2 protein-coding genes are annotated in these 1961 nt (G+C 77.1%); both read left to right on the top strand.

The annotated features are described in order from the left end of the window. Window positions 1-123: 123 nt before the first annotated feature. A complete protein-coding gene (locus ABZ641_RS35220) occupies window positions 124-1122 on the top strand; it encodes an ABC transporter ATP-binding protein (protein ID WP_344624027.1) in 999 nt (332 codons plus the stop codon). After that, entirely contained in the window at window positions 1119-1916 is a 798-nt protein-coding gene (locus tag ABZ641_RS35215) for an ABC transporter permease (RefSeq protein WP_344623981.1), read from the top strand. The genes ABZ641_RS35220 and ABZ641_RS35215 overlap by 4 nt, the downstream gene beginning before the upstream one ends. The last annotated feature ends 45 nt before the right edge of the window (window positions 1917-1961 follow it).

Raw genomic sequence — 1961 nt, 5'->3', positions numbered from 1 at the left:
CCCGACCCGGAGCCGCGCCGCCCCGACCCGGAGCCGCGCCGCCCCGACCGGCCCCCGTGCCCGGTCCGGGCGCCGCGGAGCGTAAAGTTCTCTCGCGTGAGCGACACCGACCGGCAGGCACCCCTGGCCCCGCCGCGGGCCCGGGAGGACCTTCCGGGTCCGGCCTGCTGTACCGTCCGCGGCCTTGCCAAGACCTACCGCACCGGCAGCGGCGCCAAGGCCGCCGAAGTCCCCGCGAACGCCGGGATCGACCTGACCGTGCGGCGCGGCGAGATCTTCGGCCTGCTCGGCCCGAACGGCGCCGGCAAGTCCACGCTGGTGCGCCAGCTGACCGGTCTGCTGCGCCCGGACGCCGGCAGCATCGACATCCTCGGCCACGACATCGTCCGCCACCCCGAGCGGGCCGCCCGGCTGCTGGCCTACCTCGGCCAGGAGTCCACCGCGCTGGACGAGCTCACCGTCTCGCTCGCCGCCGAGACCACCGGACGGCTGCGCGGCCTCGGCCGTGCCCAGGCCCGCGCCGAGGCGGCCGAGGTGCTCGCCGAACTCGGCCTCGAACCGCTGGCCGGCCGTCCGCTGGCCAAGCTCTCCGGCGGCCAGCGCCGCCTCGCCTGCTTCGCAGCCGCGCTGGTCGGCGAGCGTCCGCTGCTCGTCCTGGACGAGCCCACCACCGGCATGGACCCGGTCGCCCGGCGCGCCGTCTGGTCCGCCGTGGACCGCCGCCGGGCCGAGCGCGGCACCACCGTGCTGCTGGTCACCCACAACGTGATCGAGGCCGAGACGGTGCTCGACCGGGTCGCCGTCGTCGACGAGGGCCGGGTCATCGCCTGCGACACCCCCGGCGGCCTCAAGGCGCTGGTCGACGGCGACGTCCGGCTCGACCTGGTCTGGCGCACCGACGCCCCGCTCGACGTGCCCGCCGTCGCCGAGCTCGCCGCCCGGGCCGAGCGCACCGGCCGCCGCTGGACCGTCCGCACCACCCCCGAGCAGGCCCGCGAACTGGTCGCCGCGGTCACCGGCGGTGCCGCCTTCGCCGCGCTCGACGACTTCACCCTGGCCACCCCCAGCCTGGAGGACGCCTACCTCAAGCTCGGCGGCCGGCACAAAGGACTCGCCAAGTGACGCTCCTCGACACCCCGGCGCCCGCCGTCGCCACCCCCGCCGAGCTGGCCCCCGCCGCCCGGCTGCTGCCCTCGCTCGCCGCGGTCTACCGCGCCCAGCTCGCCCGGGCCAAGGTCGCCCGGATCCCGCTGCTGTTCGTCGCGACCTTCCAGTCGCTGGGCATCCTGGTGATGATGCGCGGCGTCGTGGACGGCGGCGGCAACCCGGCCGCGCACGCCGTGGTGGCCGGTTCGGCCGTGCTGGTGGTCGCCTTCGTCGCGCTCAACCTGCTCGCCCAGTACTTCGGCAGGCTGCGCGCCACCGGCGGCCTCGACCACTACGCGACGCTGCCGGTGCCACCGGCCGCGGTGGTGCTCGGCGCGGCCGGCGCCTACGCCTCGTTCACGCTGCCCGGCACCCTGGTCACCGCCGCGGCCGGCGCCTGGCTGTTCGACCTGCCGGCCCGCAACCTCTGGGTGCTGCTGGCGGTGGTGCCGCTCGCCGGGGCGGCGCTGTCCGGTCTGGGTGCCGCCTGCGGCCTGCTCGCCCGGCGCCAGGAGATCGCCACTCTGCTGGGCCAGCTCGGCATGTCCGCCGCGCTGCTGCTCGGCGTCCTGCCGGCCGGCAACCTGCCGCAGCCCGTGCAGTGGCTGCGCGACCTGCTGCCCTCCACCTACGGCGTGGAGGCCTTCGCCCGGACCTTCGACCCCGCCCCGGACTGGGCCGCCGTCCTCGGTGACCTGGGCGTCTGCGCGGCCGTCGGGCTCTGCTCGCTCACCGTGGCGACCTGGGCGTACCGGCGGGCTACTCGCTGACCCGGCCGGCCCCCGGTCCGGCGCGACCGCCGTCGGCTCCAGCAG

Source organism: Kitasatospora sp. NPDC007106 (assembly GCF_040634455.1).
GTDB classification, from domain to species: domain Bacteria; phylum Actinomycetota; class Actinomycetes; order Streptomycetales; family Streptomycetaceae; genus Kitasatospora; species Kitasatospora arboriphila.
This window is presented reverse-complemented; position numbering and strand designations above follow the sequence as displayed.